The 24,927-nt window shown below is 65.4% G+C and carries 24 protein-coding genes and 7 tRNA genes; 21 read left to right on the plus strand and 10 right to left on the minus strand.

Going from position 1 to position 24,927, the window contains the following annotated elements; translation table 11 throughout:
* Nucleotides 1-26: 26 nt before the first annotated feature.
* The 9 genes from msrB to H7347_RS02395 form a co-directional block, all read right to left on the minus strand.
* The gene (gene msrB, locus H7347_RS02355) at nt 27-437 is read right to left on the minus strand and encodes a peptide-methionine (R)-S-oxide reductase MsrB (RefSeq protein WP_152820897.1); all 411 of its coding nucleotides are present in this window, start codon (nt 435-437) and stop codon (nt 27-29) included.
* A complete protein-coding gene (locus tag H7347_RS02360) occupies nt 434-1,750 on the minus strand; it encodes a glycosyltransferase family 87 protein (RefSeq protein WP_370513888.1) in 1,317 nt (438 codons plus the stop codon). Before H7347_RS02360 ends, msrB begins: the two co-directional genes overlap by 4 nt.
* A gap of 17 nt (nt 1,751-1,767) precedes the next feature.
* Nucleotides 1,768-2,487 carry a pyrimidine reductase family protein gene (locus H7347_RS02365; RefSeq protein ID WP_152820899.1) on the minus strand — a complete coding sequence of 240 codons (720 nt, stop codon included), beginning with the start codon at nt 2,485-2,487 and terminating at the stop codon, nt 1,768-1,770.
* A 28-nt stretch (nt 2,488-2,515) separates the two neighbouring features.
* Nucleotides 2,516-2,591: transfer RNA gene (locus H7347_RS02370), tRNA-Gly, on the minus strand.
* A gap of 19 nt (nt 2,592-2,610) precedes the next feature.
* Nucleotides 2,611-2,682, minus strand: a tRNA-Val gene (locus H7347_RS02375).
* A gap of 9 nt (nt 2,683-2,691) precedes the next feature.
* A tRNA-Cys gene (locus H7347_RS02380) sits at nt 2,692-2,762 on the minus strand.
* A 32-nt stretch (nt 2,763-2,794) separates the two neighbouring features.
* Nucleotides 2,795-2,867, minus strand: a tRNA-Gly gene (locus H7347_RS02385).
* A gap of 19 nt (nt 2,868-2,886) precedes the next feature.
* Nucleotides 2,887-2,958 (minus strand) — tRNA-Val (locus tag H7347_RS02390).
* Nucleotides 2,959-2,981: 23 nt separating this feature from the next.
* Nucleotides 2,982-3,054 (minus strand) — tRNA-Gly (locus H7347_RS02395).
* 282 nt (nt 3,055-3,336) lie between these two features.
* On the opposite strand from H7347_RS02395, the gene H7347_RS02400 reads away from it, so the two are divergent.
* The 21 genes from H7347_RS02400 to H7347_RS02500 all read left to right on the plus strand — a co-directional run bounded on the left by H7347_RS02400 (nt 3,337) and on the right by H7347_RS02500 (nt 23,971).
* Nucleotides 3,337-3,408 (plus strand) — tRNA-Val (locus tag H7347_RS02400).
* Between the two features lie 168 nt (nt 3,409-3,576).
* A complete protein-coding gene (locus H7347_RS02405; protein WP_152820900.1) occupies nt 3,577-4,140 on the plus strand; it encodes a copper resistance CopC family protein in 564 nt (187 codons plus the stop codon).
* Nucleotides 4,141-4,147: 7 nt separating this feature from the next.
* On the plus strand, nt 4,148-4,678 hold the full coding sequence (locus H7347_RS02410) for a copper chaperone PCu(A)C (protein WP_152820902.1): 531 nt from the start codon (nt 4,148-4,150) through the stop codon (nt 4,676-4,678).
* Between the two features lie 6 nt (nt 4,679-4,684).
* Nucleotides 4,685-5,881 carry a Dyp-type peroxidase gene (locus H7347_RS02415; RefSeq protein WP_152820904.1) on the plus strand — a complete coding sequence of 399 codons (1,197 nt, stop codon included), beginning with the start codon at nt 4,685-4,687 and terminating at the stop codon, nt 5,879-5,881.
* Nucleotides 5,882-6,079: 198 nt separating this feature from the next.
* Nucleotides 6,080-8,128: a threonine--tRNA ligase gene (gene thrS / locus H7347_RS02420; protein WP_152820906.1), complete on the plus strand. Its 2,049-nt coding sequence runs from the start codon at nt 6,080-6,082 to the stop codon at nt 8,126-8,128.
* Nucleotides 8,100-8,666 (plus strand): HIT domain-containing protein, encoded by a 567-nt coding sequence (locus H7347_RS02425; RefSeq protein ID WP_152820908.1) that lies wholly within the window; start codon nt 8,100-8,102, stop codon nt 8,664-8,666. Before thrS ends, H7347_RS02425 begins: the two co-directional genes overlap by 29 nt.
* On the plus strand, nt 8,659-9,318 hold the full coding sequence (pgsA, locus tag H7347_RS02430; RefSeq protein WP_152820910.1) for a phosphatidylinositol phosphate synthase: 660 nt from the start codon (nt 8,659-8,661) through the stop codon (nt 9,316-9,318). Before H7347_RS02425 ends, pgsA begins: the two co-directional genes overlap by 8 nt.
* A 24-nt stretch (nt 9,319-9,342) precedes the next feature.
* On the plus strand, nt 9,343-10,242 hold the full coding sequence (locus H7347_RS02435; protein ID WP_152820912.1) for a phosphatidylinositol mannoside acyltransferase: 900 nt from the start codon (nt 9,343-9,345) through the stop codon (nt 10,240-10,242).
* A 4-nt stretch (nt 10,243-10,246) separates the two neighbouring features.
* The gene (locus H7347_RS02440) at nt 10,247-11,347 is read left to right on the plus strand and encodes a glycosyltransferase family 4 protein (RefSeq protein ID WP_152820914.1); all 1,101 of its coding nucleotides are present in this window, start codon (nt 10,247-10,249) and stop codon (nt 11,345-11,347) included.
* Nucleotides 11,347-11,796, plus strand: a complete 450-nt coding sequence (locus H7347_RS02445; RefSeq protein ID WP_152820916.1) for a hypothetical protein — start codon at nt 11,347-11,349, stop codon at nt 11,794-11,796. The genes H7347_RS02440 and H7347_RS02445 overlap by 1 nt, the downstream gene beginning before the upstream one ends.
* A 79-nt stretch (nt 11,797-11,875) precedes the next feature.
* The gene (locus H7347_RS02450; RefSeq protein ID WP_152820918.1) at nt 11,876-12,706 is read left to right on the plus strand and encodes an acyl-CoA thioesterase II; all 831 of its coding nucleotides are present in this window, start codon (nt 11,876-11,878) and stop codon (nt 12,704-12,706) included.
* Nucleotides 12,707-12,869: 163 nt separating this feature from the next.
* A complete protein-coding gene (locus H7347_RS02455) occupies nt 12,870-13,622 on the plus strand; it encodes a YebC/PmpR family DNA-binding transcriptional regulator (RefSeq protein WP_152820920.1) in 753 nt (250 codons plus the stop codon).
* Between the two features lie 105 nt (nt 13,623-13,727).
* Entirely contained in the window at nt 13,728-14,267 is a 540-nt protein-coding gene (gene ruvC, locus H7347_RS02460; RefSeq protein WP_186337129.1) for a crossover junction endodeoxyribonuclease RuvC, read from the plus strand.
* Complete coding sequence (gene ruvA / locus H7347_RS02465; protein WP_152820921.1) at nt 14,264-14,878, plus strand: Holliday junction branch migration protein RuvA; 615 nt, start codon at nt 14,264-14,266, stop codon at nt 14,876-14,878. The genes ruvC and ruvA overlap by 4 nt, the downstream gene beginning before the upstream one ends.
* An 8-nt stretch (nt 14,879-14,886) precedes the next feature.
* Complete coding sequence (gene ruvB, locus H7347_RS02470) at nt 14,887-15,942, plus strand: Holliday junction branch migration DNA helicase RuvB (protein WP_186337130.1); 1,056 nt, start codon at nt 14,887-14,889, stop codon at nt 15,940-15,942.
* 40 nt (nt 15,943-15,982) lie between these two features.
* Nucleotides 15,983-16,303 (plus strand): preprotein translocase subunit YajC, encoded by a 321-nt coding sequence (gene yajC, locus H7347_RS02475; RefSeq protein ID WP_152820923.1) that lies wholly within the window; start codon nt 15,983-15,985, stop codon nt 16,301-16,303.
* A gap of 169 nt (nt 16,304-16,472) precedes the next feature.
* Nucleotides 16,473-18,209: a protein translocase subunit SecD gene (secD, locus tag H7347_RS02480; RefSeq protein WP_152820925.1), complete on the plus strand. Its 1,737-nt coding sequence runs from the start codon at nt 16,473-16,475 to the stop codon at nt 18,207-18,209.
* Nucleotides 18,206-19,348, plus strand: coding sequence for a protein translocase subunit SecF (gene secF, locus H7347_RS02485; protein WP_152820927.1), 1,143 nt, complete (start codon nt 18,206-18,208; stop codon nt 19,346-19,348). The genes secD and secF overlap by 4 nt, the downstream gene beginning before the upstream one ends.
* A gap of 171 nt (nt 19,349-19,519) precedes the next feature.
* Nucleotides 19,520-21,121 (plus strand): ABC transporter substrate-binding protein, encoded by a 1,602-nt coding sequence (locus H7347_RS02490; RefSeq protein ID WP_152820928.1) that lies wholly within the window; start codon nt 19,520-19,522, stop codon nt 21,119-21,121.
* Between the two features lie 3 nt (nt 21,122-21,124).
* Nucleotides 21,125-21,685: an adenine phosphoribosyltransferase gene (locus H7347_RS02495; RefSeq protein WP_370513889.1), complete on the plus strand. Its 561-nt coding sequence runs from the start codon at nt 21,125-21,127 to the stop codon at nt 21,683-21,685.
* 3 nt (nt 21,686-21,688) lie between these two features.
* Nucleotides 21,689-23,971, plus strand: coding sequence for a bifunctional (p)ppGpp synthetase/guanosine-3',5'-bis(diphosphate) 3'-pyrophosphohydrolase (locus H7347_RS02500; RefSeq protein WP_152820929.1), 2,283 nt, complete (start codon nt 21,689-21,691; stop codon nt 23,969-23,971).
* Between the two features lie 52 nt (nt 23,972-24,023).
* Here the strand turns inward: H7347_RS02500 and H7347_RS02505 are convergent, their stop codons facing one another.
* Complete coding sequence (locus tag H7347_RS02505; protein WP_152820931.1) at nt 24,024-24,863, minus strand: peptidylprolyl isomerase; 840 nt, start codon at nt 24,861-24,863, stop codon at nt 24,024-24,026.
* Nucleotides 24,864-24,927 lie beyond the last annotated feature (64 nt).

Raw genomic sequence — 24,927 nt, forward strand, 5'->3', positions numbered from 1 at the left:
GGGGCAACCTTGGGGAGGCGCCGGGGTTATTCCACGGGTTTTTCCTCTAGGGTTAGGCAGATGGAATTGATGCAGTAACGCAGGTCGGTGGGGGTCTTGTAGCCCTCGCCGGCGAAGACGTGGCCGAGGTGCGAGCCGCAGGAGGCGCAGAGCACCTCGGTGCGGGTCATGCCGAGGGAGTGGTCTTCGCGCTCGATGACGCGGTCGGAGTCCTTGGGGGAAAAGAAGGAAGGCCAGCCGCAGTGGGATTCGAATTTTTCCGTGGAGCGGAAGAGTTCTTCCCCGCAACCTTTACAGGAATACACGCCTTCCGTTGTGGTGGAAGTGTACTTGCCCACGTGGGGTGCCTCGGTTCCGGCCTGGCGCAGCACGCGGTATTCCTCCGCGCTAAGGCGCTCGCGCCACTGGTCATCGGTGATGAGCGTGAAATCGGTCATGGCTGCGGTCTCCTTTGCTGGGGTGGAAGGCTGCCTTCCCGGTGCAACTCGCCGGGGGCGGGGATTATTCCGGGAGCTGGTGCATCGGGGTGCTGCTCGTGGGTAGGGTGCCGCCACCAGCCCACCACCGTCCCGGCGATGGCGATGAGGAGGAGCGACCACCCCACGGTCACGGTGGCGGTGGTAAAGACGTACTCCCGATGCCAGCCCGAGGAGGCAAAGACCTGCGGGGTGAAAATGAGATATGCGGCCACCCAGGTCAGCCAGTGGTGTGCCACGCTGCGGCTTTGAGCGACAGTGAAAAAGAGGGGGATGAGCAGTAGAGAATAATACTTCTGTCCCAGGGAGGATAGGAGAAAGACGCCGCTCAGCAGCGCTGTGGAGGTGGTAATCGCCCACAGGAGGGGATCGGTGTAGCGCCACCGTAATAGGACGAAGACGCTGAGGAACACGCATCCGGCCAGGACGAGGGAGGCGATGGTCTGTAGCGCTGACGGCATGGCGAAATACACCGCCTGGCCGGAAAGAGAGGCGTTGGCATAATCGCGGACCTGGCCGAGATAGGGAGCGACCACCGTGAGGTAGCGTCCCGGCTCTCTCATCAGTGGCCAGGCCGCGGCGTTGAGCACTGCGACCACGGATGCGGCGGAGAAGATCGCGGGCCACTGTGCTTTGACTAGGGGAAGCAACAACAGGGGGGCGAAGAACGGCTTGATGACGATGGCCAGGCCCAGTACTACCCCAGCCCAGCCGGGTCGGTGGTCCAGCAGCAGTGCCAGGAAACCCACGAGGGCGAGGAGGAGCAGGCCATTGATGTTGGCGAAGATTAGGGTGCTGCGCATGGCTTCCGTGGCGGAGGCCGCGAGAATCGAGGCGGGGAAGAGCCAGCCGCGGAGTGAAAATCCGACGAGGCGGGTGAGCATTCCGAGGGCGGCCGCGATGGCCAGGGCATTGGCCAGGATAAAGACCATGCGTGCGCAGGCGGGATCGCCGGGTAGGCCGAGCGGGGAGAGAAGCAGCGTGGCACCGGGGTTGTACAGGTAATGGGGATCCACGTGTGCGTAGTTCTCGCTATAGACCACCTCGCCGTCGAGGAAGCGAGAGAGCGCGCGGTAGACCGTGGTGAAGTCGTCCGTCTCCGTCCCGGTGGCCGCGGGGAAGCACACCAGGTGGATCATGCTCAGCAGCGCCAGCGGCCATAGCGCGGGGCGCAGCAGGCGATCCGTGTGCGAAAGAGGATGGGAACGCGGCGAGGTTAGGGGGGTGGGTGCCACCCAGGCGGTGGCGAGGCGATCGCGCAGAAGAGAGGGCACCCGATCATGGTACCCGGCTAGGCTGCGCTTCCACCGGGTGCCGCGCGACGGTAGCGCAGAAAGAGGGTGGAGTCGGGGTGGGCGAAGGTGTGCTCCAGGCGCCAGCGGTGGGGTTCGGCGCTCGCGCCCTCTACGAGTGCTCGCTCCACCCGGGAGGTGAGCAGGGGAGCGAGGGTGAGGTGAAAGACGTCAATGAGCCCGGCCTCCAGGAGCCGCCCGTACATTCCGGGGCCGCCCTCGCAGACGATCCTAGGGTAGCCCAAGGCGCGGAGGTGGTCGATGACCCGGGCGGGCTGTGGATCTTCGAGGAAGAATAACCGCGCCCCGGCGCGGCGGATCGTGGCGGCGCGCTCGGTATCGTGATGCTCCCGGGAGGTGAAGATGAGCGGGGGGACGGAGGCATCCGTGAAGAATCTGCTGGCGGGGTCGAAGTCCAGGGAGGCGCTGATCGTGGCGATGGGGGGAAGCGCGGCGCGTCCCTCCGCCTGGCGACACCGGGTGGCTTCGGTGTCGAGCGTCACCCCGGCGTAGTCCTCGTCGCGGATCGTGGCGGCGCCGCAAAAAACAACGTCTGCCCACTGACGCAACCGCATGAGCAAGGCGGTATCCAGGGCGTTGCCCAGCGCGCCGGAGGTTCCGTGGAGGGTGCAGCTTCCCGTGGGGGTGCTAATCGCGATGGCCCGGGTTTCCGGGCTGCCCAGGGGAGCGTGGTGCCCGAGGAGGGCGTCGATGTCCATAGTGATTTTTATACCCCGAAAACAAGAATGGAGCGGATGACGAGACTCGAACTCGCGACCCTCACCTTGGCAAGGTGATGCGCTACCAACTGCGCTACATCCGCGTGGAGGATTGCTCCTCTGTGCGCGATACTGGGATCGAACCAGTGACCTCTTCCGTGTCAGGGAAGCGCTCTCCCGCTGAGCTAAACGCGCTAACTCTTGAGGTGGAAACGGGAATCGAACCCGTGTGCACGGTTTTGCAGACCGTTGCCTCACCACTCGGCCATTCCACCGTGGCGTAACCGCCTCAGGTACGTGGTACCGGAGCGGATGACGAGACTCGAACTCGCGACCCTCACCTTGGCAAGGTGATGCGCTACCAACTGCGCTACATCCGCGTGGAGGATTGCTCCTCTGTGCGCGATACTGGGATCGAACCAGTGACCTCTTCCGTGTCAGGGAAGCGCTCTCCCGCTGAGCTAAACGCGCAAGCGATAAAGGGGAATGCCCGGAGCGGATGACGAGACTCGAACTCGCGACCCTCACCTTGGCAAGGTGATGCGCTACCAACTGCGCTACATCCGCGCGCCACGAGGCGGTGCGTAGGTGCTCCGCCGTGGTGCGATGACACACTTTATACCGAGGGGGACGTGGGGACAAATCGCCTGTTTGGTGGGGTATGGAAGCGGCGCGATGGTTTTCCTGTGGCTTTCCCGTGGCCTCGCGGGGTAGGGGAGACGGGGTGCGGGGTTGATGGTGAGGCCTGGCGGGCAGGGCGGAAATAGTGAAAAAGCATTCTGAACTGGGAATTAGGCGGGTGAGCGAGCCGCATGTTAGGTTATTCCTCGCAAGCCGCACGGCGGGCACGGTCCCATGGCTCAGTGGAAGAGCGTTCCGTTCACACCGGAAAGGTCGCTGGTTCGATCCCAGCTGGGACCACGAAATAAGAAGAGGTCGCGGGGAAAGCCGCGGCCTCTTCTTTCTGCGATGTGAGACACAGTGAGGAACTCGGGAGGGGCGAGGAACGACTTCTCTATGAGGGTGCTGCGTCGCCGGTGGCGCGAGTATCCTGTTTCTCGTCCATGTTGGCTCGACGGCATGAGGTGAATGCTGGTGCGAATCGCTTTTTCCCGCGCAATCGCCACGACGGCGGCAGTGCTTTGTGTGGGTGCTGCGGGCATGATGATGCCGGAAGCTGCGCACGCTCACGACAGCGTGACGGAGGCTAGTCCCGAAGACGGCGGCGTGGTGACGGAATTTCCCCGCGAGATTATCTTAACCTTTTCCGGCGTCCCCAAGGACACTTTCAATACCTTTGCGGTGAGCGATAGCGACAGCGGCGAAGTCTTGTTTTCCCAGGAGCCCCGGCTCGATGGGCGAAAGGTCAGCGTGACCGTGCCCGAGGATATTCATCCGGGCCTGGGCCGATATACGGTGGGCTTTCAGATCACCTCCTCCGACGGTCACGCCACCCGGGGTAAAACCACCTTCAGCGTGGCAAGAGGGAATGATCCGGCCGTCGCGGAGTCGCAGGCATCTCAGGACGAGAATGCTTCTTCTGTCTCCGGACCCCTGGTGTGGTCCGCGGGAGGATTGGGGATCGTGGCCATCGCCGCAGTGGCGGTAATGGCCACGGCTCGACATCGTCGTCTTTCTGAAGAAATGGAGTAACCAAAACATGAAGGCTGTCAAACTTGGCGCGGGAATCCTCACGCTGGTGCTGGGGCTCACGGCGGCGGGCTGTTCCCACAGCGACGAACAGGCCGACGGGGACGTGCGGCTCGACGACGCGGTGATCAAGGCCAAGGGGGAGGACAACGATATGACCAGTATCTTTGGCACCCTGGTCAACGACACGGACAAGGACGTCACCGTGGAGTCCTTTACCACCTCCCTGGGCGAGGCACACTATCAGCTGCACGAGGTGGTGGACGGGGTGATGCGGGAGAAGTCCGGGGGCTTCGCGATCCCCGCGCACGGCACCCACGAGCTGCGTCCCGGTGGCGACCACATGATGGTGATGGGATATGCGCACCCCGTGGCTGCCGGCGACGAGATTACGGTGACGCTGAACCTGGGCGATGGCTCCGAGACCGAGCTGGATCCCATTCCGGTGCGCAGCATCGGCGCGGGCGAGGAGAACTACGGCGACCTTGAGGGCAGCCAAGACGGTCACGAGCACGGTGACCACGCCCATAAGGAGGGGTAGCGCCCTATGGGTTCCGTGAGCCGCCGGGGATTCCTCTCCGGGCTTTCCTTGTCCGCTGGCGGCGCGGTGCTGACCGGCTGCCGCGCCTCGGGTGAGCAGCGCGATCGGACGGGGGCGTCCTCGGCGACGCAAACCGTGGCCTTCGATGGACCCCACCAGGCGGGCATCGCCACCCCTGAGCAGCCCCACCTGAACCTGGTGGCCTTTTCCCTGCGCGACGGCGTCGATAAGCGCGACCTGCGTCGCCTACTCACCCTCTGGACGCAGGACGCTCGGGAGCTGTGCGCGGGACGAACCCCCCGTGGCAGCCTGGAACCGGAGCTGACCTCCCACCCGGCCCGGCTGACGATCACCTGTGGTTTGGGGCCGGGGGCCTTCGAGGCGGCGGGCCTGGCCGAGCGGTGTCCCGCCTGGCTGGCTCCCATTCCCGCCTTCTCACGGGATCGATTGGAGGAGCGCTGGGGGCAGTCCGATTTGGTGCTTCAGATCTGCGGCGACGACCCACTGACCGTGGCTCACGCCATGCGCTGCATGGTGCGTTCCGGTTCGGATTACGCCGGGGTGCAGTGGTTGCAGCAGGGGTTCGTCGCCGCCGGTGCCCCGGAGGAGACCAAGCGTAACCTCTTTGGGCAAAAAGACGGCACCGTCAATCCCCGCGGTGAGGAGGAACTCAACGAGCAGGTGTGGATAGAGCAGGGTCCGGCCTGGGTCCGTGGCGGCAGCGCGATGGTGGTGCGCCGAATTAGGATGCACATGGACGAGTGGGAAAAGCTCGATCGCCCCTCCCGCGAGGAGGTGGTGGGTCGCACGCTGACCAGCGGAGCCCCGCTGTCCGGGGGGGAGGAGCACACTCCCGCCGATTTTCGGGCGCGCGACGAATACGGTCTGCCGGTCATCGACCCCAATAGCCACATGGCGCGCGCGGTGGCGCCGCCCGACCATCCGGAACAACGCATCCTGCGTCGCCCGTATAACTGGGATGTCGCCCCGGAACCGGGCGCGGAGGATCGTTCCCATTCCGGGCAGATTTTCATTTGCTTCCAGCAAGACCCCACCGTGCAGTTTATCCCCATTCAGCAACGTCTGGATGAGGCCGATAGGCTCAACCAGTGGATCACCCACATCGGTTCCGCGGTGTACTTCGTTCCCCCGGGCACGGGCGCGGATCGGGGGGATTTTTGGGCAGCGGAGCTGCTGAGCTGACTCCACCGCGGCGGGCTTGCGCGGCAGTGCGGGCGTTTGACCGCCGTCGGGGTATGCTGTGGGCGGATTACTGCCCTGTGACCCGAGCGTGCCCCGGTGCGGAGACGCGGGGGTGGCAGGGCAGCAGCGAGGACAACAGTGGGGGCGGCCCGGTATGCCGTCGCCCGCGCGAGCGCAAAGAAGGAGCGCGGAATACTTATGGTGAACTCTGCCGAGAAGAAGTCCCTGCTCGTACCCGCCGGGGTGTCGGTGGGCACGGCGATGCGGGATCACGATCTGCCCACCAAGGGGCCGGAGGCTATCGTCTGCGCGCAGGATCGGCAGGGCAACCTCCGCGATCTTTCTCATGCCCCGGAGGCGGACACCGAGTTCCTCCTGGTGCCCGCCGGTAGTGAGGAGGGGCGCTTTGTGATCCGCCACTCCGCTGCGCACGTGCTCGCCCAAGCCGTGCAGATCGAGTTTCCCGGAACCACGCTGGGCATCGGCCCTGCCATCGACAACGGTTTTTACTATGACTTCGATGCCGCGGAACCCTTTACCCCGGAGGATCTGCGCACGCTGGAAAGGCGGATGAAGAAGATCATCAAGTCCGGGCAGAAATTCGTGCGCCGGGTATGGCACTCCCAGGACGAAGCCCGCCGGGCCCTGGCCGCCGAGCCCTACAAGCTCGAACTGATCGAGGATAAGGGCAACGTCGATCCCGATTCTGATGAGGCCGCCGAGGTGGGGGCCGGGGAGCTGACCGCCTACGACAACGTGAACCCCCGGACGGGGGAGGTGGAGTGGTTTGATCTGTGCCGCGGGCCGCACGTGCCCACCACCAAGTACATTCCGGCCTTCGCTCTCATGCGTACCTCGGCGGCTTACTGGCGCGGGGACCAAAATAACGCCGGGCTGCAACGTATTTACGGTACCGCCTGGGAATCCAAGGAGGCCCTGGAGGAATACCGCACCATGCTGGAGGAGGCGGAGAAGCGCGACCACCGCCGCCTGGGCGCGGAGCTCGACCTATTTAGCTTTCCCGACGAGATCGGCTCGGGCTTTCCGGTCTTTCACCCGGATGGCGGGATCGTGCGCTTTGCCATGGAGGAGCACTCCCGTCAGCGGCACCTGGCCGCGGGCTATTCCTTCGTGAATACGCCGCACGTGACCAAGGGCGATCTGTTCAAGAAGTCCGGTCACCTGGATTGGTACGCCGAGGGAATGTTCCCGCCCATGCAGCTCGACGCCGAGTACGATGCGGAAGGCCAGGAGACCAAGCCGGGGCAGGACTACTACGTCAAGCCCATGAACTGCCCCATGCACAACCTGATATTTGCCTCCCGGGGGAGGTCCTACCGCGAGCTGCCCCTGCGCCTGTTCGAGTTTGGCACCGTGTACCGCTACGAGAAGTCCGGCGTGGTGCACGGCCTGACCCGCGCCCGCGGTTTCACCCAGGACGACGCGCACATTTACTGCACCGAGGAGCAGCTGGAGCGGGAGCTCACCGATGTGTTGGAGTTCATCATCTCCCTGCTGCGGGACTACGGACTGGACGACTTCTACCTGGAGCTATCCACCAAGGACCCGAATAAGTACGTGGGTGACGACGAGGTATGGGAGCGCGCCACCGGCATTCTTAGCGACGTGGCCGCCAAGTCCGGACTGGAGTTGGTGCCGGATCCGGCCGGCGCGGCCTTCTACGGGCCGAAGATTTCGGTGCAGGCGCGCGACGCCATCGGGCGAACCTGGCAAATGTCCACGGTGCAGCTGGACTTTAATCTGCCCGAGCGTTTTGACCTGGAATACACGGCCCCGGATGGCTCCAAGAAGCGACCGATCATGATCCACCGCGCGCTCTTTGGCTCCATCGAGCGGTTCTTCGGGGTGCTCCTGGAACACTACGCTGGCGCCTTCCCGGCTTGGCTGGCTCCCCGTCAGGTGGTGGGTATCCCGGTGGCCGATGAGTTCGTGCCGCACCTCCGCGAGGTGACCCGAGCCCTGCGCGCGAGGGGCATCCGCGCGGAGGTGGATTCTTCCGACGACCGCATGCAAAAGAAGATCCGCAACCACACCACCGGCAAGATTCCCTTTATGCTGCTTGCCGGGGGGCGCGATGCGGAGGCCGGGGCGGTGAGCTTCCGTTTCCTCGATGGATCTCAGATCAACGGGGTGCCCGTGACCGAGGCGGTAGATCTCATCGCCGCCTGGGTGGGCGAACGCATCAACGAGCAACCGAATGAGGAACGCCTTGCCGCGCGACGATAAGGAGACCTGGGAAGACACCGGGGCGGGGGAGCCCGACGGCTTGCAGCGCCTGTGGGCGCCCTATCGCATGCAGTATGTCACCGCGACCGCCCCCGCCGACCCCTTCGTCGCCGCGGCGCGCGGCGACGACGAGGAGGGCCTCGTCGTCGCCCGGGGGGAGACCGTTTATTGTCTGCTTAATCTTTTTCCCTATAACGCCGGGCACATGATGGTGGTGCCGTACCGCAAGGTGGCGGAACTGGAGGAACTCACGGAGGCCGAGAGCGCCGAGCTCATGGCCTTCGCCCAAAAGGCGGTGCGCACCCTCAAGCGGGTATCCCGCCCGCAGGGGATCAACGTGGGGCTGAACCTGGGCCACGGCTCGGGTGGCTCGGTGCGCGATCACCTGCACATGCACGTGGTGCCCCGGTGGCCGGGAGACGCAAACTTCATGACCGTGCTGGCGGGTACCAAGGTGCTCGCGCAGACGCTGCGCCAGACCCGCGCGCTGTTGGCCCAGGGATGGGCGGAGATTGCACAGGAGGATTCCCATGCTTAGCGTCTACGGGCGTCGTCCCGCGGCGGTGGTGGTCGAGCCGGTGGCCTCGGCGCTGCTGCGCACCGGTTTGTCTCCCAATGCCATCACCGTGGTGGGCACGGTGCTGACCATCGCCGTATCGGTGGTGCTCATCCCCACTGGCCACCTGGTCTGGGCCGCGGTGCTCTCCGGCGTCTTTGCCGCCACGGATATGATCGATGGGACCATGGCGCGGATGCGCGGCGGCGGAACCAAGTACGGCGCTACTCTGGACGCCACGTGCGATCGCATGACCGATGGGGCGCTTTTCGCCGCGATCACGTGGTGGTTGGTGTATTCCTACGATGCCCCCCGGCCGCTGGTGGCGGCCTCGCTGGTGGTGCTGGTGTGCTCCCAGGTGATTTCCTACGTGAAGGCCCGCGGTGAGGCTAGCGGATTCCGCATGGTCGGTGGCTTGATCGAGCGCCCGGAGCGATTGATCGTTGGTCTGGTGGGCATCGGTTTGCAGGGGATGGGCGTGCCCTATGCGGTGGATGTGGCCGTCTGGGCGTTGGCGGTGGGTTCGGTGGTGACCGTTGTCCAGCGCCTGCGCCTCGCCTCTCGATCTCCGCTAGCCGGGCAGCTTTCCGCCCCGCCGGCGGGATCGAAGGAAGCGCGGACTGCGCAAGATTAACGAACCTCCACGAAAGGGCGGTGTATGGACCTGAGCACGATGGGCTATCTCGCGGGCTGGCGCGCGGTGCGCCTGCTGCCGGAGCCGTGGGCGCGGTGGCTCTTTGAGCGGGGGGCGGACATCGCCAGCGATCGCGGCCGGGGCATGGAGCAGCTGCGCCGGAACTTAGCGCGGGTGGTGGGGCCGGAAAACGTCACCAGGGATCTGGTGAGAGAGGCCACGCGTTCCTACGCGCGCTATTGGCTCGAGGCCTTTCGGCTTCCCACCCAGGCGCGCGATGGCGCCCTCGGGGAGCGGCTGGCCCGGTTCGTGTGCGGAGCCGAGCACCTGGCGGCCTCGGCCGCCAAGGGGCGGGGGGTAGTGCTGGTGCTTCCGCACTCTGGTAACTGGGACATGGCCGGGGTCTATGCGGTTCATGCCTGCGGCTCCGTGGTGTCGGTGGCAGAAAGGCTGCGCCCCGAGGCCCTCTTTGACGCCTTCGTGGAGTACCGGGAGTCCCTGGGCTTCGATATCTTCCCGCTCTCCGGTGGCACCCCGCCCTTTCCCCACCTGAAGGAAGCCCTGGGGCTGGGCAAGGTGGTATGCCTTTTGGGCGAGCGCGATATTAAGCGCAGGGGCGTGGAGGTGGAGTTTTTTGGTGAAACCACCACCATGCCGGTGGGAGCGGTGGAGCTATGCCGACAAACCGGGGCACCTCTGCACGTGGTGCATTGCTGGTTCGAGGGGGCGGACTCGTGGGGATTTTCCGTGTCTGAGGAGATAGAGGTGGGCGAGGTGGGGCCCACCATGCAGCGAGTGGCGGATCTCTTTGCGGCTCATATCGCTGCTCATCCCCAGGACTGGCACATGCTTCAGCCGTTGTGGCCCAGCGACGTTGCCCTGCGCGAAGAGCGGCGGGCCCGCCACGCCGGACGGCGAGGGTAGGCGCATGCGCATCGGTATCGTCTGCCCCTATTCCTTCGATGAACCCGGTGGGGTTCAGGCCCACGTGCTTGACCTGGCGCGGGTGCTGCGCGGTCGCGGCCACCACGTGGAGGTGCTGGGGCCGGCGGCGTCGGCCACCGCGCTGCCGCCCTACGTGATGCGCGGCGGAGGATCGATCCCCATTCCTTATAACGGTTCGGTGGCACGGCTGGCCTTCGGCCCGCAGGTGTTCCGCAACGTGCGCGCGTTCGTGGAACGTGGCCGCTTTGATGTGCTGCACATTCACGAGCCCAATTCGCCCAGTTATTCCATGGCCGCCACGATGTACGCCTCCGGCCCGCTGGTGGCCACGTACCATGCTTCGGCCTCCGGCTCGCGGTTGCTCAAGACCGCCTTGCCCATTTTGCGCCCGTACCTGGAAAAAATCCGCGGGGGCATCGCGGTCTCGGAGATGGCGCGGCGGTGGCAGGTGGAGCAGTTGGGCGGGGATCCGGTGCTTATCCCCAATGGGGTGGACACCCAGGTTTATCGCCGGGCGCGGAGCGAGCACGGGCGGCCCGGCGGTGCGGAGGTACCCGAGATCGTGTTTTTGGGGCGCCTCGACGAATCCCGTAAGGGGTTGGACATCCTGTTGCGCGCCCTGGAGGGGCTGGGGGAGAGGGTTCGGGTGACCGTGATCGGTGGAGGCACGCCGCGCGAGGTCCCGGGGGTGGATTTTGTGGGCCGGGTCAGCGACGAGGACAAGGCCAGGATCCTGGGGCGCGCGGACATCTACGTGGCCCCCAATACCGGTGGGGAGAGCTTCGGCATCGTCCTGGTCGAGGCGATGGCGGCGGGCTGCGCCGTGGTGGCCAGCGATCTGGAGGCCTTTGCCGCAGTGTGCGATGCTGAGGCACCGCATCCGGCGGGACTGCTCTTTAGGAATGGCTCGGCGGCGGACCTGCGCGAGAAGCTCAGGTTGCTCCTGGCCGATCCCGGGCACCGGGAGCGGCTGCGCCAGGCCGGGGTGCAGCGCGCCGCTCGCTACGATTGGGCCACCGTGGCCGATGATGTATGCGCGGTGTACGAGACGGTGGCCGATGGCACCAGGGTGAGGGTGCGCTGATGGGGGGATGGATTGTACTGGCGGTGCTGCTGACCCTGACCCTGACCTGGGCGTATTTCACGGCCCAGCGCCTCAACAGGCTGCACATTCGCACCGACTCCGCCCGGCAGAATCTTCATGCCAGCCTGGATCGCCGCGCCAGCCTGGTGGAGGCCTTAGTGCCCGAAGCCGCGCCGCAGGCGAGGGAGCTGCTTGCTGCGGACTACTCGGCGCTGGATCGCCGCGCGCTGGCGGAGACCACGATGGAGGAGGCCCTGGCGGGCCTGGAGACGCTGCCCGCGCAGGTGGTAGACGCCTCCGCCAGGGTGGAGCTGGCGCGCAGGTTTTATAACGATGCGGTCACCGATACCCGGGCGCTGCGCACTCGCCCCGCGATCCGGATGCTGCGGCTGGGGGGAACGGCGCCCCTGCCGGTGTATTTTGAGCTGGCTCGGAGCCTAGAGGGATAGCGCACCGTCCCTACAAGGTGTTATTTCTCACATTAAACCGCTACGGTGTGAAGAAACCGATTTTTGTGAGGAGCGTCGCATGGAAACCGTAGAGAAGATCCTGAACGTGAAGCCCAAGGGCGGGGCTACGTGGGAAGGCATTGCCGCGGGAACGAAGCAAAAGCGCACATTCGGCGGCCAGGTGGTGGGACAGAGTCTGGCCGCCGCTATCGCCGCGCTGCGCGAGGGGCGGGAATCGGGAGGAGGGAAGGTCGTTGATTCCCTCCACGGATACTTCGTGTCCGGGGGCGAGGCCGCCCAGGCGATGAGCGTGGAGGTGACCCCGGTGCGCCGGGGGCGCAGCTATACCAACCTGGCCGTGCGGGCCGCGCAGGCAGAGCGCACCCTCTTCGTGGGTCATGTGAACTTCCGCCGTCCCGGTGATCCGGGTCCCAATCACAGCGTTCCCATGCCGCAGGTGCCCCCGCCGGAGGGGCTGAGCGATGGTCGGGAATACCTTCCGCAGAAAAATCTCCTGCTCTTTGCGGAGTGGGAGGATTGGGATTTCCGCATGGTGGAAAACCATGCCGAGGACGGTTATGGGCACCAGCGGCTGTGGTTCCGGGCTAGCCGGCGGATGCCGGACGACCCGGATTTTCACGCCGCGGCCTTGGCATACATGTCCGACATGACCATCCTGTACGGGGCGATGGCACCGCACCGGAATCACCTGGTGCAGATGGCCAGCCTGGATCACGCGATATGGTTCCATCACCAGGCCCGGGTGGACCAATGGTTGCTCTACGATCAGGTTTCCCCCAGCGCGAGTGAGGGGCGGGCGCTGTGCACCGGGCGGATCTATACCCAGGAGGGGCAGCTGGTGGCGTCGGTGGCTCAGGAGGGGCTAACGCGCACGCTGCGGGACCAGTAGCGGGCGGGGCGCGTTGCGTATAACGCGCTGCGTATAATCGAGCGAGCTAGAAAACCGTACCCGGAGATAGCCGCTGATCGCGCTATGGTCGCCTCCCCGCCCCGGCATCGCGGTGGGTGGGTTGCTAGGCCCGTAGTCATGCGGCGTAGAAAGGACCCACGAGATGTCAGGACACTCTAAATGGGCGACCACTAAGCACAAGAAGGCGGCCAACGATGCCAAGCGAGGCAAGGAATTTGCCAAGCTGATTAAGAACATCGAGGTGGCGGCGCGGACCGGTGGCGGGGACCCGGCGGCGAACCCCACGCTGGACGACATGATTAAGAAGGCCAAGAAGGCCTCCGTTCCCAATGACAATATCGAGCGCGCCCGCAAGCGCGGTTCCGGCGAGGAGGCTGGCGGTGCGGACTGGCAGACCATCATGTACGAGGGGTACGGCCCCCACGGCGTGGCCATGCTCATCGAGTGTCTGACGGATAACCGCAATCGCGCGGCTACCGAGGTGCGCACGGCCATGACCAAGAATGGCGGGAACATGGCGGATTCCGGAGCGGTGTCCTACATGTTTAATCGCAAGGGCGTGGTACAGGTGCTCAAGGGGGAGCTGAGTGAGGACGACGTGCTCATGGCCGTCCTCGATGCGGGGGCCGAAGAGGTCAATGCGATGGGCGAGGTCTTCGAGGTCGTGAGCGCCCCGGAGGACACGACGGCGGTGCGGGAGGCCCTGGCTCAGGCGGATATTCCGGTGGAGGACTACGAGCAGGATTTCCGTGCCGATCTGGAGGTGCCCCTGGAGGCGGACGACGCCAAGAAAATCCTCCGGCTCATCGACGCCCTGGAGGAGTCCGATGACGTGCAAAACGTGTACACGAATATGAGCCTGAGCCCCGAGGCGATGGCGGCGCTGGAGGTTTAAGCCCTCCCGAGAAACGCCCCGGCGGCGCTGGAGATCCTCCAGCCGCCGGGGTTTTCGTAATTATGTGCTAAAAATGGGGGGCGAGTGTACGACCAAGGAGGCTGCGTGAACCTAGAGGGATTGCGGGTGATGGGCATTGATCCCGGCTTGACCCGCTGCGGGCTTTCCATGGTGGAGGCCGGGCGCGGGCGTTCCGTGGTACCCATCGCGGTGGGCGTGGTGCGTACCCCGGCTGGGGCGGAGCTATCGGAACGGCTGCTGCGGCTCTCGCGTGCCGTGACGGAATGGATGGCGGAGTATCGTCCGGACGTGGTGGCCATCGAGCGTGTATTCGAGCGCGGCAACGTGTCCACGGTGATGCATACCGCTCATGCCGTGGGCGTCCTGGTGCTCGCCGCCGCCGAACGCGGCATCCCGGTCTACATGTACACCCCTAGCGAGGTGAAAAAGGCTGTCTCCGGCAACGGGCGAGCCGATAAGCGCCAGATGACCGTTATGATTACCCGCATCCTGGGGCTCAGCGAGCCTCCCACACCCGCCGACGCCGCCGATGCCCTGGCGCTGGCGGTCTGTCACTGCTGGCGGGCGCCCCTATTGGAACGCGCCCGCATGGCCTCTGCCCTTTCCCAAGGAGGAACCCGTTGATTGCTTCACTGCGAGGCACCGTGACGAGCGTGGAGCTCCACGGGGCCGTGATCGAATGCGCCGGGGTGGGATACTTCTTCCGCGCCACCCCGGCCACCTTAGGCACGCTGCGCCGGGGAGAGGAAGCCACGGTCATGACCACGCTGGCGGTCAAGGAGGACTCGATGGTGCTCTATGGCTTTGCCGATGCCGCCAGCAGAGAGATGTTCGCGGTGTTGCAAACCGTGTCCGGACTGGGGCCGAGGCTGGCCCTGGCGGCGGAATCCGTGTTTGGCCCCGCGGAGCTGGCCCAGGCCATTACCGGCGGCGACGCCAAGGCCTTACAGCGCATTCCGGGCGTGGGCAAGCGCATGGCCGAGCGCATGGTGGTGGAGCTTAAGGACAAGGTGGCGTCCTTTGCGGGCCGGCCCGTGGGAGCGAGCGAGGATCTCGGTGCGGGTTTTTCCCCGGCTGCGGGGGGCCACGGCGGGCACGTGGTAGACGCTTTGATGGGGCTGGGTTTTACCGAGAAGCAGGCGCGATCCGCGGTGGATCGGGTGCTAGAAGAGCGGCCCGACCTGGACACTGCGGGAGTGCTGCGCGCCGCGCTGGCCAGCCTGGGTAAGAACTAGGGGTGCCCGTGTCCGATATCGAACGCACCGAGTTTCAGGTGCAGCCGCCTTCCGCTTCTCAGGAGGTCAATCCGCGGCTTAACGCTGGGGAGCAGGACATTGAGAAGAACCTGCGGCCCAAGTCCCTGGGGGAGTTCATCGGCCAGCGTAAGGTGCGCGAGCAACTTTCCCTGGTGTTGAGGGGGGCCAAGAACAGGGGAGTGGTGCCCGATCATGTGTTGTTGTCCGGCCCGCCCGGCCTCGGGAAAACCACGATGGCGATGATCGTGGCCCAGGAATTGGGCACCTCCCTGCGCATGACCTCCGGCCCGGCTTTGGAGCGCGCGGGTGACCTGGCGGCCATGCTCTCGAACCTGATGGAGGGCGACGTGCTCTTCATCGACGAGATCCACCGGATTGCCCGCCCGGCGGAGGAAATGCTCTACATGGCGATGGAGGATTTCCGCATCGACGTGATCGTGGGCAAGGGCCCGGGTGCCACCTCCATTCCCTTGGATCTTCCCCCCTTCACCCTGGTGGGGGCCACCACCCGCTCCGGAATGCTGACCGGTCCGCTGCGGGATCGCTTCGGTTTCACCGCCCAGATGGAGTTCTATGACGTGCCGGATCTCACCCGCGTGGTCACCCGCGCGGCCCAGATTCTCGATGTGAGTATTGCTCCCGAGGCCGCCACGGAGATTGCCTCGCGCTCCCGGGGTACGCCGCGCATCGCCAATCGGCTGCTGCGTCGCGTCCGGGATTTCGCGGAGGTCAATGCCAACGGCTCCGTGGACGTGGCGGCGGCCCGTGGCGCCCTGGAAATCTTTGACGTGGACGAGCTGGGCCTCGATCGCCTCGACCGCGCGGTACTCGAGGCCCTAGTGCGCGGTCATGGCGGCGGCCCGGTGGGGGTGAACACGTTGGCGATCGCGGTGGGAGAGGAACCCACCACCGTCGAAGAGGTGTGTGAGCCGTATCTGGTACGCGCGGGGCTGATCGCGCGCACGGGGCGAGGCAGGGTGGCCACGGCCAGCGCCTGGCGGCACCTGGGGTTGCAGCCCCCGGAGGGGGCCATCGGGCTGTAAGAGCGCGGCGGGAGCGCCACCCGTGGGATAGTAGGGGGCTATGGAATGGATTTTTCTCATCGGCCTCCTCTTGGTGTTCCTTGTCCCGCAGATGCTGCTCGTGAGCAAGCAGCGCAAGCGCCAGCAGGAGATCGTGAACACACAGCGCAGCCTGGGGCCCGGCGCCAGGGTGGTGACCGCCTCTGGTCTGCACGGCACGGTACGCGCGGTGCGCGGGGATCGCGTGGAGCTGGAAATCGCCCCCGGGACGGTCACGACCTGGGAACTTCCGGTGGTGGTGCGCAACTTGGACGCGGGGCATTCCGTCGAACCGGTGGCCGAGGCCGCGGCGGCGCAGCGGGAGCAGCCGGAAGACTCTTAATGCCTGCGCATTCCCATCGCCACGGCCATGCCGTACCATGTGGGCTTGGATTCCCACAAGAACCATCTGCTGCGCGCTCGTGGCGCGAGCCAATGAGGAGAAGGAAGTAGTGTCACAACCCAGAACACGGGCTGCCGCAAAGGCAAGCCGCACCTGGCCGCATAAGGCGATGGCGGGGTTCCTCCTGCTCGTCTTGGTGGTGTACGCCCTGGTCTTTCTGACGGGGGATCGTCACGCCTCGCCCAAGCTCGGCATCGATCTCCAGGGCGGAACGCGCGTGACCCTGGTGCCCCAGGGAGATCAGCCGACTCAGGAACAGCTCGCCCAGGCTCGCACGATCATGGAAAATCGCGTCAACGGCATGGGTGTTAGCGGTGCCTCTGTGATGACCGATGGCAATACCCTAGTGATCACGGTCCCGGGCGAGGACACCTCGCAGGCCCGTGCCCTGGGGCAGACCTCCAAGCTGCTCTTCCGCCCGGTGGCCCAGGGGGGCAACCCGGATCTGGCGGCCTACCCCGAGGTGGTCCGCGACATGGCCCATCGGTGGGTGGAGTACGGCGTGCTCTCCCGGGAGGATGCCACGGCCGCGATCACTAAGACGGTGGAGAGTATCAACGCCGCCCGCCCGGAGGGGCAGGAGGAGATGAAGGCCCCGGAGGTGGTGGCCACCGCCAAGCCGGAGCCGGCTAACTCCATCGAGGCCACCGAGCGCCGCCAGGAACTCACGGAGATGCTGCGCAAGGATCGGCAGTCGGAGGATCCCACCACCCAGTTGGCGGCGAGCACGTTGCTGACCTGTGATGGTTCGATCGACCCGCTCCAGGGCACCGACGATCCCGCCAAGCCCCTGGTGACGTGCGACCCCAGCGCGGGCGAGGGAACGCGGGCGGTGATCCTGCTCGATCCCGCGCCGGTGCTGGTGGGGCCGGCAGGAGAGGATGGCACCCGGCTTTCCGGCGCGCAGATTGATACCGACAAGCAGATCTTTGGCGGATACGATGCCCAGCAGGGACAGATGGTGATCAACTTCGCCTTTGCCACCGGTGGCGGCTCGGAGACCTGGGCCAAGCTCACCACGGAGTACGAGAAGAAGCAGGTAGCCATCACCCTGGATTCCCAGGTGATCTCCGCCCCCGTTATCCAGTCCGCCACCCCGGTGGGCAGCGGAACCTCGATCACGGGCAACTTCACGCAGGAGGAGGCTCAGACCCTGGCCAATAACCTCCGTTACGGCGCGCTGCCGCTGTCCTTCGCGGGTGAAAACGGAGAGTCCGGCGGTACTACGGAGACGATTCCTGCCTCCCTGGGTGAGGCCTCGCTCAAGGCGGGCCTGATCGCGGGCATCGTGGGCATGGCGGCCATCGCCGTGTTTGTCTTTGCCTACTACCGCCTTTACGGGTTGATCTCCCTGTTTACCCTGGTTTGCTCCGGTGTCGTCATCTACGGCGCGCTGGTGCTGCTGGGGCGCTGGGTGGATTACTCCCTGGATCTCTCCGGCATCGCTGGTCTGATCATCGGCCTGGGCGCCACGGCCGATTCCTTCGTGGTGATCTACGAGCGCATCAAGGACGAGGTGCGCGAGGGGCATACCTTCCGTTCCGCCACCCGACGCGGTTGGGATCGTGCCAAGCGTACGGTGATCACCGGTAATATGGTGACGCTGATCGGTTCCGTGGTCATCTACTTCCTGGCCGTGGGTGAGGTCAAGGGCTTTGCCTTTACCCTCGGCATGACCACCGTCTTTGATCTGGTGGTGACCTTCCTGGTCACCGCACCGCTGATGCAGCTTGCCGCGGATAGGCCGTTCTGGTCCAAACCCGCCGTCAATGGCATGGGTAAGGTCTTTGTCCTGGCGCAGGCGCGCCAGGCAGCGGCGACCGAGGGCTCCAAGGAGGAACGATGAGCACAACCACCACGACGGCCCCCCGGATGGGCTTTTTCGACCGCCTGTATACCGGCGAGGGGGGCATCGACTTCATCAGCCGCTCCCGCCTGTGGTACTGGATTGCTGCGGCATTGGTGGCTCTGAGCGCGCTGGCCGTGGGCCTGCGCGGCTTCGACATGAGCATTGACTTCGAGGGCGGTACCAAGATGAGCCTGCCCGCCGCCCAACTCAGCACCGAGGAGGTGGCCCAGACCTTCGCGGAGGCGACCGGGGTGGAACCCGAACTGACCCAGGTGGTGGGCTCCGGTTCCACCGCTACCTTGGAGATCAACTCCCAGCGCCTGAGCGAGGAACAGATTCACAACGCCCGCCTGGCGCTCTTTGAGGCCTATCAGCCGCAGGACGCCGCGGGGAAGCCCACCCCGGATGCGGTGGGCGATTCCACCGTCTCGGAGTCCTGGGGCTCCACGATCACCAAGCGCATGGTGGTCTCCATGGTGGTGTTCTTGGTTCTCGCCTTCTTCTACATCGCCGTGCGGCTCAAGCGGGAGATGGCCGCGGCTGCGATGATTGCCCTGATCATCGACGCGGTGGTGATCGCCGGGATTTACGCCCTCTGTGGTTTCGAGGTATCGCCGGCGGCTATCATCGGCCTGCTCACGGTGCTCTCCTTTTCCATCTACGACACGGTGATCGTGTTCGATAAGGTGCGGGAAAATACCGCCGGGATCCTGGGATCGCGCACCCAGACCTATGGCGAGGCCGCCAATGCCGCCATCAACCAGACGGTGATGCGCTCCATCTCTACCTCCGTGATCTCCGCCCTGCCCATCGTGGCGCTGATGGTCGTGGCGGTGTGGATGCTGGGTGTGGGCGATCTGAAGGATCTGGCGCTGATCCAGCTCATCGGCGTGATCGAAGGCGTGTTCTCCTCCATCTTCTTGGCTACCCCCATCCTGGTGAGCATCGCTAACCGCACCGCGCAGGTGCGCGAGCATAACGAGCTGGTGGCCCAGCATCGGGCCGGGAGCGTGGACGAAGACGCGCAGGCCTCGGCGCCGAGCGCCGAGTCCGTTGGCCCCCGAGTGGTGCGATCCCCGAACGCACTGGAGCCGGTCGAAACGGAGGGGCGTGGCGCGACCTGGCGACCGCGATGAGTCCCACGGGAGGAGCGGGCCTTGACGCCGAGCCGGATGGTGCTCGGCGCGGCCTCGGGGCCTACGCGATACACTTGCCACGATAAGTTTTCGGTTTTTACTTGCGCCAGGAGAGGAACCGAGGCAGGAACGCTCGCCGGTAGGCGGAGGAAGGTCGAAAGGACGGCAACCATGCGCACAGCCCGGCGGACGGTAATGAGGATCGCGGGGGGATTGGTGGCCACGATCGCGGCCTGTACCCTGGCGGCCTGCTCGAATCAGACCGAGCAGGCCGCGCCGCAGGCCTCCAGCCTGGAGCATCCGGCCTATCTGGTGTCCGTGCCCCTGCTTACCTCCAACGCCGGGAGCAACCTTGGGGCCTCGACGAACGCCCAGGTGCTTTCCGGGCGCGTGTATCCGGGGGTGTACCTGTCGGGACCCTCGGGGCAGTTGATCCCCAACACGGATTTGGCCACGGCGCAGGTGCTGCCCGGGGAAAACCGCCAGGTGGTTTACACCATCGCGGAAAACGCGCGCTTTTCCGATGGAGTAGAGATCACCTGCACGGATTTCCTTCTGGCCTACAAGGCGGGGGAAATGTCCGGGCTCTTTGGCTCCCACCTTCCGCTCATGGAGCAGGTGCAAAGCCTGGATTGCACGCCGGGGGCCAAGACCTTCACGGTGGTCTTTGAGCAGAAGATGGGTGGGCGTTGGCGCAGCTTGTTTGGCCCGGGAGAGGTGTTGCCTGCGCATTCCATCGCCCGCAAGGCCGGGTTGTCCCAGCAACAGCTCATCAATGCTCTGGTCAATCACGATCGTCCGGCCCTGGTGGACGTGGCCCGGGTGTGGCGCGAGGGCTACAATCTGGCCTCCTTTGACCCGGAGGTGCAGGTTTCTTCTGGCCCGTATCGGATAGAAAAGGTCGGGGATCGCGGCGAGGTGGTACTGGCCCGCAATGAAGACTACTACGGCGATCCCGCCGCCCTCGATCGCCTGACCCTGTGGCCGGGTACGAGCGATGTGCAGGAACTGAGCGAGCAAACCCGGGTTCGGGTGGCCGACGTGAGCAGTGACGCCGCCCGGCGGATCGAGGCGGCCGCCCAGGGCACCGAGTCCTATGAGGTGCATTCCGAGGCCGGAGCGCTCACCGATACCCTGGTGCTGGGCAGCGAGGGCGTCTTTGCCACCAAAGAGGCCCGGGGGCAGTTTGCCGCTTGCGTGGATCAGGCCGCGGTGGCTCATGCCTCCTCGTCGGTCAGCGGGGTGGAGGTGCCGCCTACCGCGGCGCACGTGGCCTCGGCCACCGACCCGGTGCGCCACCAGCTCGCGGATATCGCCGATCCGCACCTGGGCGTGGATGTGAACATTGCCGCGGCCTTGGACGGCAGCACCGTGCGCATCGGCTACGCGGGCCCGGACCCGCGCAAGGCGGCCATGGTGGAGACCATTCGCGCCTCCTGTGAGCCGGCGGGTATCGAGGTAGTGGACGTCTCCGCCGAGGGCGGGGATATGGGTACCCTGGCCGGCACGGCCGCGCCTGGGACAGAAACGATGGACGCGGTGTTGCGGGCGGTGGACCCGGCCGCGGAATACGGGGAAATGGAGCTAGAAAACACGGAGGCTCCCGCCCTGCGTGCCGCCGAACGCCAGTTGTGGGAGGAGGTGACCGCCATCCCGCTGGCGGCGCAGCCCCGCACCTTTGTGGTCGATCCCACGGTGAGTAACGTAAACGTGTACACCGGGCTCACCGGCATTGGCTGGAACCTGGATCGCTGGCAGACGAGTGAGGATTAAGCCGTGGGCACACCCCAATTCCCGGAGGCCGTGGCGGCCTTGGAGCGCACCATTCGCTACGTCAAGGATTTTCCCGAGCCGGGCGTGATCTTTCAGGATCTCACCCCGGCCCTGGCGGACGCCGAAGCATACCACGAGGTCGTTGCGGCCCTGGCCGGGGCGGCCCGCGATGCGGGGGCGCAGCTCATCGGCGGCCTGGATGCCCGCGGCTTCCTGTTGGGCTCGGCCGTGGCCTACGAGCTGGGTCTGGGCGTGGTGGCCATTCGGAAAAAGGGCAAGCTGCCGCCGCCGGTGGTGCGGGAGGAATACACCCTGGAATACGGTGCGGCCTGCCTGGAGATTCCCGCCGAGGGGATGAACCTGGCCGGGCGTCGGGTGATGCTGATCGACGACGTCCTGGCTACCGGCGGCACGCTGGCGGCCGCCGGGACCCTAGTGCGCCGGGTGGGCGCCGTAGTGGCTGGGCACGCGGTGGTCCTTGAGGTGCCCGGCCTGGGTGGGCGGGAGCGCCTGGGGGGCGCCCCGCTGACCGTGATCTATCCCCGGGGCAGCGAGGAGCGTTGAGTTATGGCACAGGAACAGCCCATCAAGCCCCGCGCCACCGCAGGGGTGCGCGGCATGTCCGCGCGCCTGGCGCGCAGCCTCACCGGTAACCGTTCCAAGGTCAATCCGGTTCTCGATCCGCTGCTGAGCATTCATCGGCAGTTCCATCCCAAGGCGGATGGGGAGTTGCTCGATCGCGCTTATGCTACCGCGGAGCGCCTGCACGAGGGGGTGTATCGCAAGTCCGGGGAGCCCTACATTACCCATCCGCTGGCGGTAGCCACTATCGCCGCGGAGATCGGCATGGACACCACGACCCTGGCGGCGTCGCTGCTGCACGACACCGTGGAGGATACCGATTACAGCCTTGCGGATCTCACCGCGGACTTTGGGGAGGAGGTGGCCCGGCTGGTCGATGGGGTGACCAAGCTGGACAAGGTGGCACTGGGCGCGGCGGCGGAGGCGGAGACGATCCGCAAGATGATCGTGGCGATGTCTCAGGACCCCCGGGTGCTGGTGATTAAGGTGGCCGATCGCCTCCACAATATGCGCACCATGCGTTTCCTTCCGCCGGAAAAGCAAGCCAAGAAGGCCAAGCAAACCCTCGATGTGATCGCTCCCCTGGCGCACCGCCTGGGCATGGCCAGCGTGAAGTGGGAGCTAGAGGACCTCTCCTTTGCGATTCTCTACCCCAAGAAGTACGACGAGATCGTGCGGCTGGTGGCCGATCGCTCCCCGCAGCGCGATCGCGCCCTGGCGGAGATCAAGGAGCAACTGGAGGAGGCGCTGCGCGAGAACAACATCGAGGCCGAGGTGATGGGCCGTCCCAAGCACTACTGGTCCATTTATCAGAAGATGATCGTGCGGGGCCATAGCTTTGATGAGATCTTCGATCTGGTGGGCGTGCGGGTGCTCGTGGATAACGTGCACAACTGCTACGCCGCCATCGGCGTGGTGCACGCCCTGTTTTCCGCCATGCCGGGGCGGTTCAAGGACTACATCTCCGCGCCGCGCTTTGGGGTATATCAATCCCTGCACACCACCGTAATGACCAACTCCGGGCGGCCCCTGGAGGTACAGGTGCGCACCCACGAGATGCACTACAACGCGGAGTTTGGCATCGCCGCCCACTGGCGGTACAAGGAGACCAAGGGCTCTCATAAGGGCGATCAGGCCGAGGTGGATCAGATAGCGTGGATGCGCCAGCTTTTGGATTGGCAGAAGGAGGCCGCCGATCCTAATGAGTTTCTTGATTCCCTGCGCTACGACCTTACCGCCAAGCAGATCTTTGCCTTCACGCCCAAGGGCGACGTGGTGAACCTGCCGGTGGATTCCACTCCCATCGACTTCGCTTACGCTGTGCACACCGAGGTGGGGCATCGCTGCATCGGGGCCAAGATCAATGGCAAGCTGGTGGCCCTGGAGACCACGTTAAAGTCCGGGGATCGGGTGGAGATTTTTACCTCCAAGGATGAAAACGCCGGGCCCTCCCGGGATTGGCAGGACTTTGTGGTCTCCGGTCGGGCCAAGGCGAAGATCCGCCAGTGGTTTAGTAAGGAACGCCGCGAGGAACACCTCGAAGCGGGGCGCGACGCCCTGGCCGCCGAGGTGCAGCGCGGCGGCCTGCCCCTGCACCGGCTCTTTACCGCCCAATCCATGAAAACGGTGGCCACGGAGTTGCACTATCCCGACGTGGACGCCCTGTACACCGCCATCGGCTCGGGAAATATTTCCGCCCAGCAGGTGGCGCACCGTCTCATGGCGATCTTTGGGGATCGAGACGCCGCCGAGGATGAGCTGGTCAATCGCACGCCCTTCTCCGAGATCATCAGCGCCAAGCCCACCGCCACGGCGGATAACTCCGGCATCCTGGTGGAGGGCAGCCCGGACGTGATGGCCAAGCTCGCCAAGTGTTGTCAGCCGGTACCGGGCGATGACATCTTCGGCTTTGTCACCCGAGGCGGCGGGGTCTCGGTGCACCGCACCGACTGCACCAATGCGGACAAGCTGCGTTCGGAGACTCAGCGGCTGATCTCCGTCGCCTGGGCGGGGCAGCAGAAGGGGTCGGTATTTAGCGCCACCCTGCAGGTGGAGGCCCTAGATCGAGAAGGCCTGCTCATGGACCTCACCCGCGCCATCACGGAGCAGAAGTTGTCCGTGATGGCGATGAACTCGCAGGCCTCCGAGGATCACATCGCCACCATTCGGTTTACTTTTGCGGTCTCCGATACCAAGCAGCTGGGCGCCCTGGTGACCACCCTGCGCAATACCGAGGGCGTTTTTGACGTCTACCGGGTGACCAACTAGGCATAAGAAAATCCCCACCGTGGCCGGTGGGGATGGAAGTTTCTTGGATTCTTTAAGAAATCGTGGTGCTGGTGATCTTGACCTCCTCGGCGGGCTTGCCGTCGGAGGCACCGCCCTGGATGCCCTTCTGCGCGATGGCGTCCAGGGTGGCCAGGCCCGCGTCGGTGACCTTGCCAAAGTAGGTGTAGTTGGGTTCCAGCGGGGAGTCTTGGTAGTTCAGGAAGAACTGCGAGCCGTTGGTGTCCGGGCCGGAGTTAGCCATGGCCAGGGCGCCGCGCGGGTAGACGACCTGGGTTTTCTCGCCCTCGGGGGAATCGGTGGGGTATTCGTCGGCGAAGCTAAAGCCCGGGCCGCCGGAGCTGGAACCGGAGGGGTCACCGCACTGGAGCACGTAGATGCCCTGGTCGGTGATGCGGTGGCACACGGTGTTGTCGTAGTACTTCTCCTTGGCCAGGTGCGTGATGGCATTGACGGTGCAGGGGGCCACGGAGCGATCCAGCTCCATGCCGATCTCCCCCTGGCTGGTCTTGAGCGTCACGGTGGCGGTGCCGGTGGTGGGCACGTCCTTGGCCGTGGGCTTGCTCGCCGGCTTGGCGGCCGCGCCTGCATCTGGGTACTCGCAGGTCACGGTCTTATCCAGCGGGGTTTCGCGGGACATCGCCAGCACCTCCGGGGTGGGCAGTTCGCTCGCGTTGTTCTCGGTGCTCCCCTCGGCGGAGGTGTCGCCGCCGTCGCGGGTGGCGGCGTAGACGATGCCGCCCACCAGAACCAGGATGGCCACGGCGGCCATGAGTACCACCATCAGCGGCTTGGTCCTTTCGGCGCGGTCGCGGCCGCGCAGGGCTCGATCGAGTTTTTGGAGGGCCTCTTGGCCTCGCTGTTCGTTATTCATCCCGGTGTATGACCTCGGATTCCTCGGCTAGGGGTACTGGGTATCGGTCATATTGTAGCGTTGA

Origin of the sequence: Corynebacterium sp. zg-331, from assembly GCF_014267345.1 — a bacterium.
Taxonomy (GTDB): Bacteria; Actinomycetota; Actinomycetes; order Mycobacteriales; family Mycobacteriaceae; genus Corynebacterium.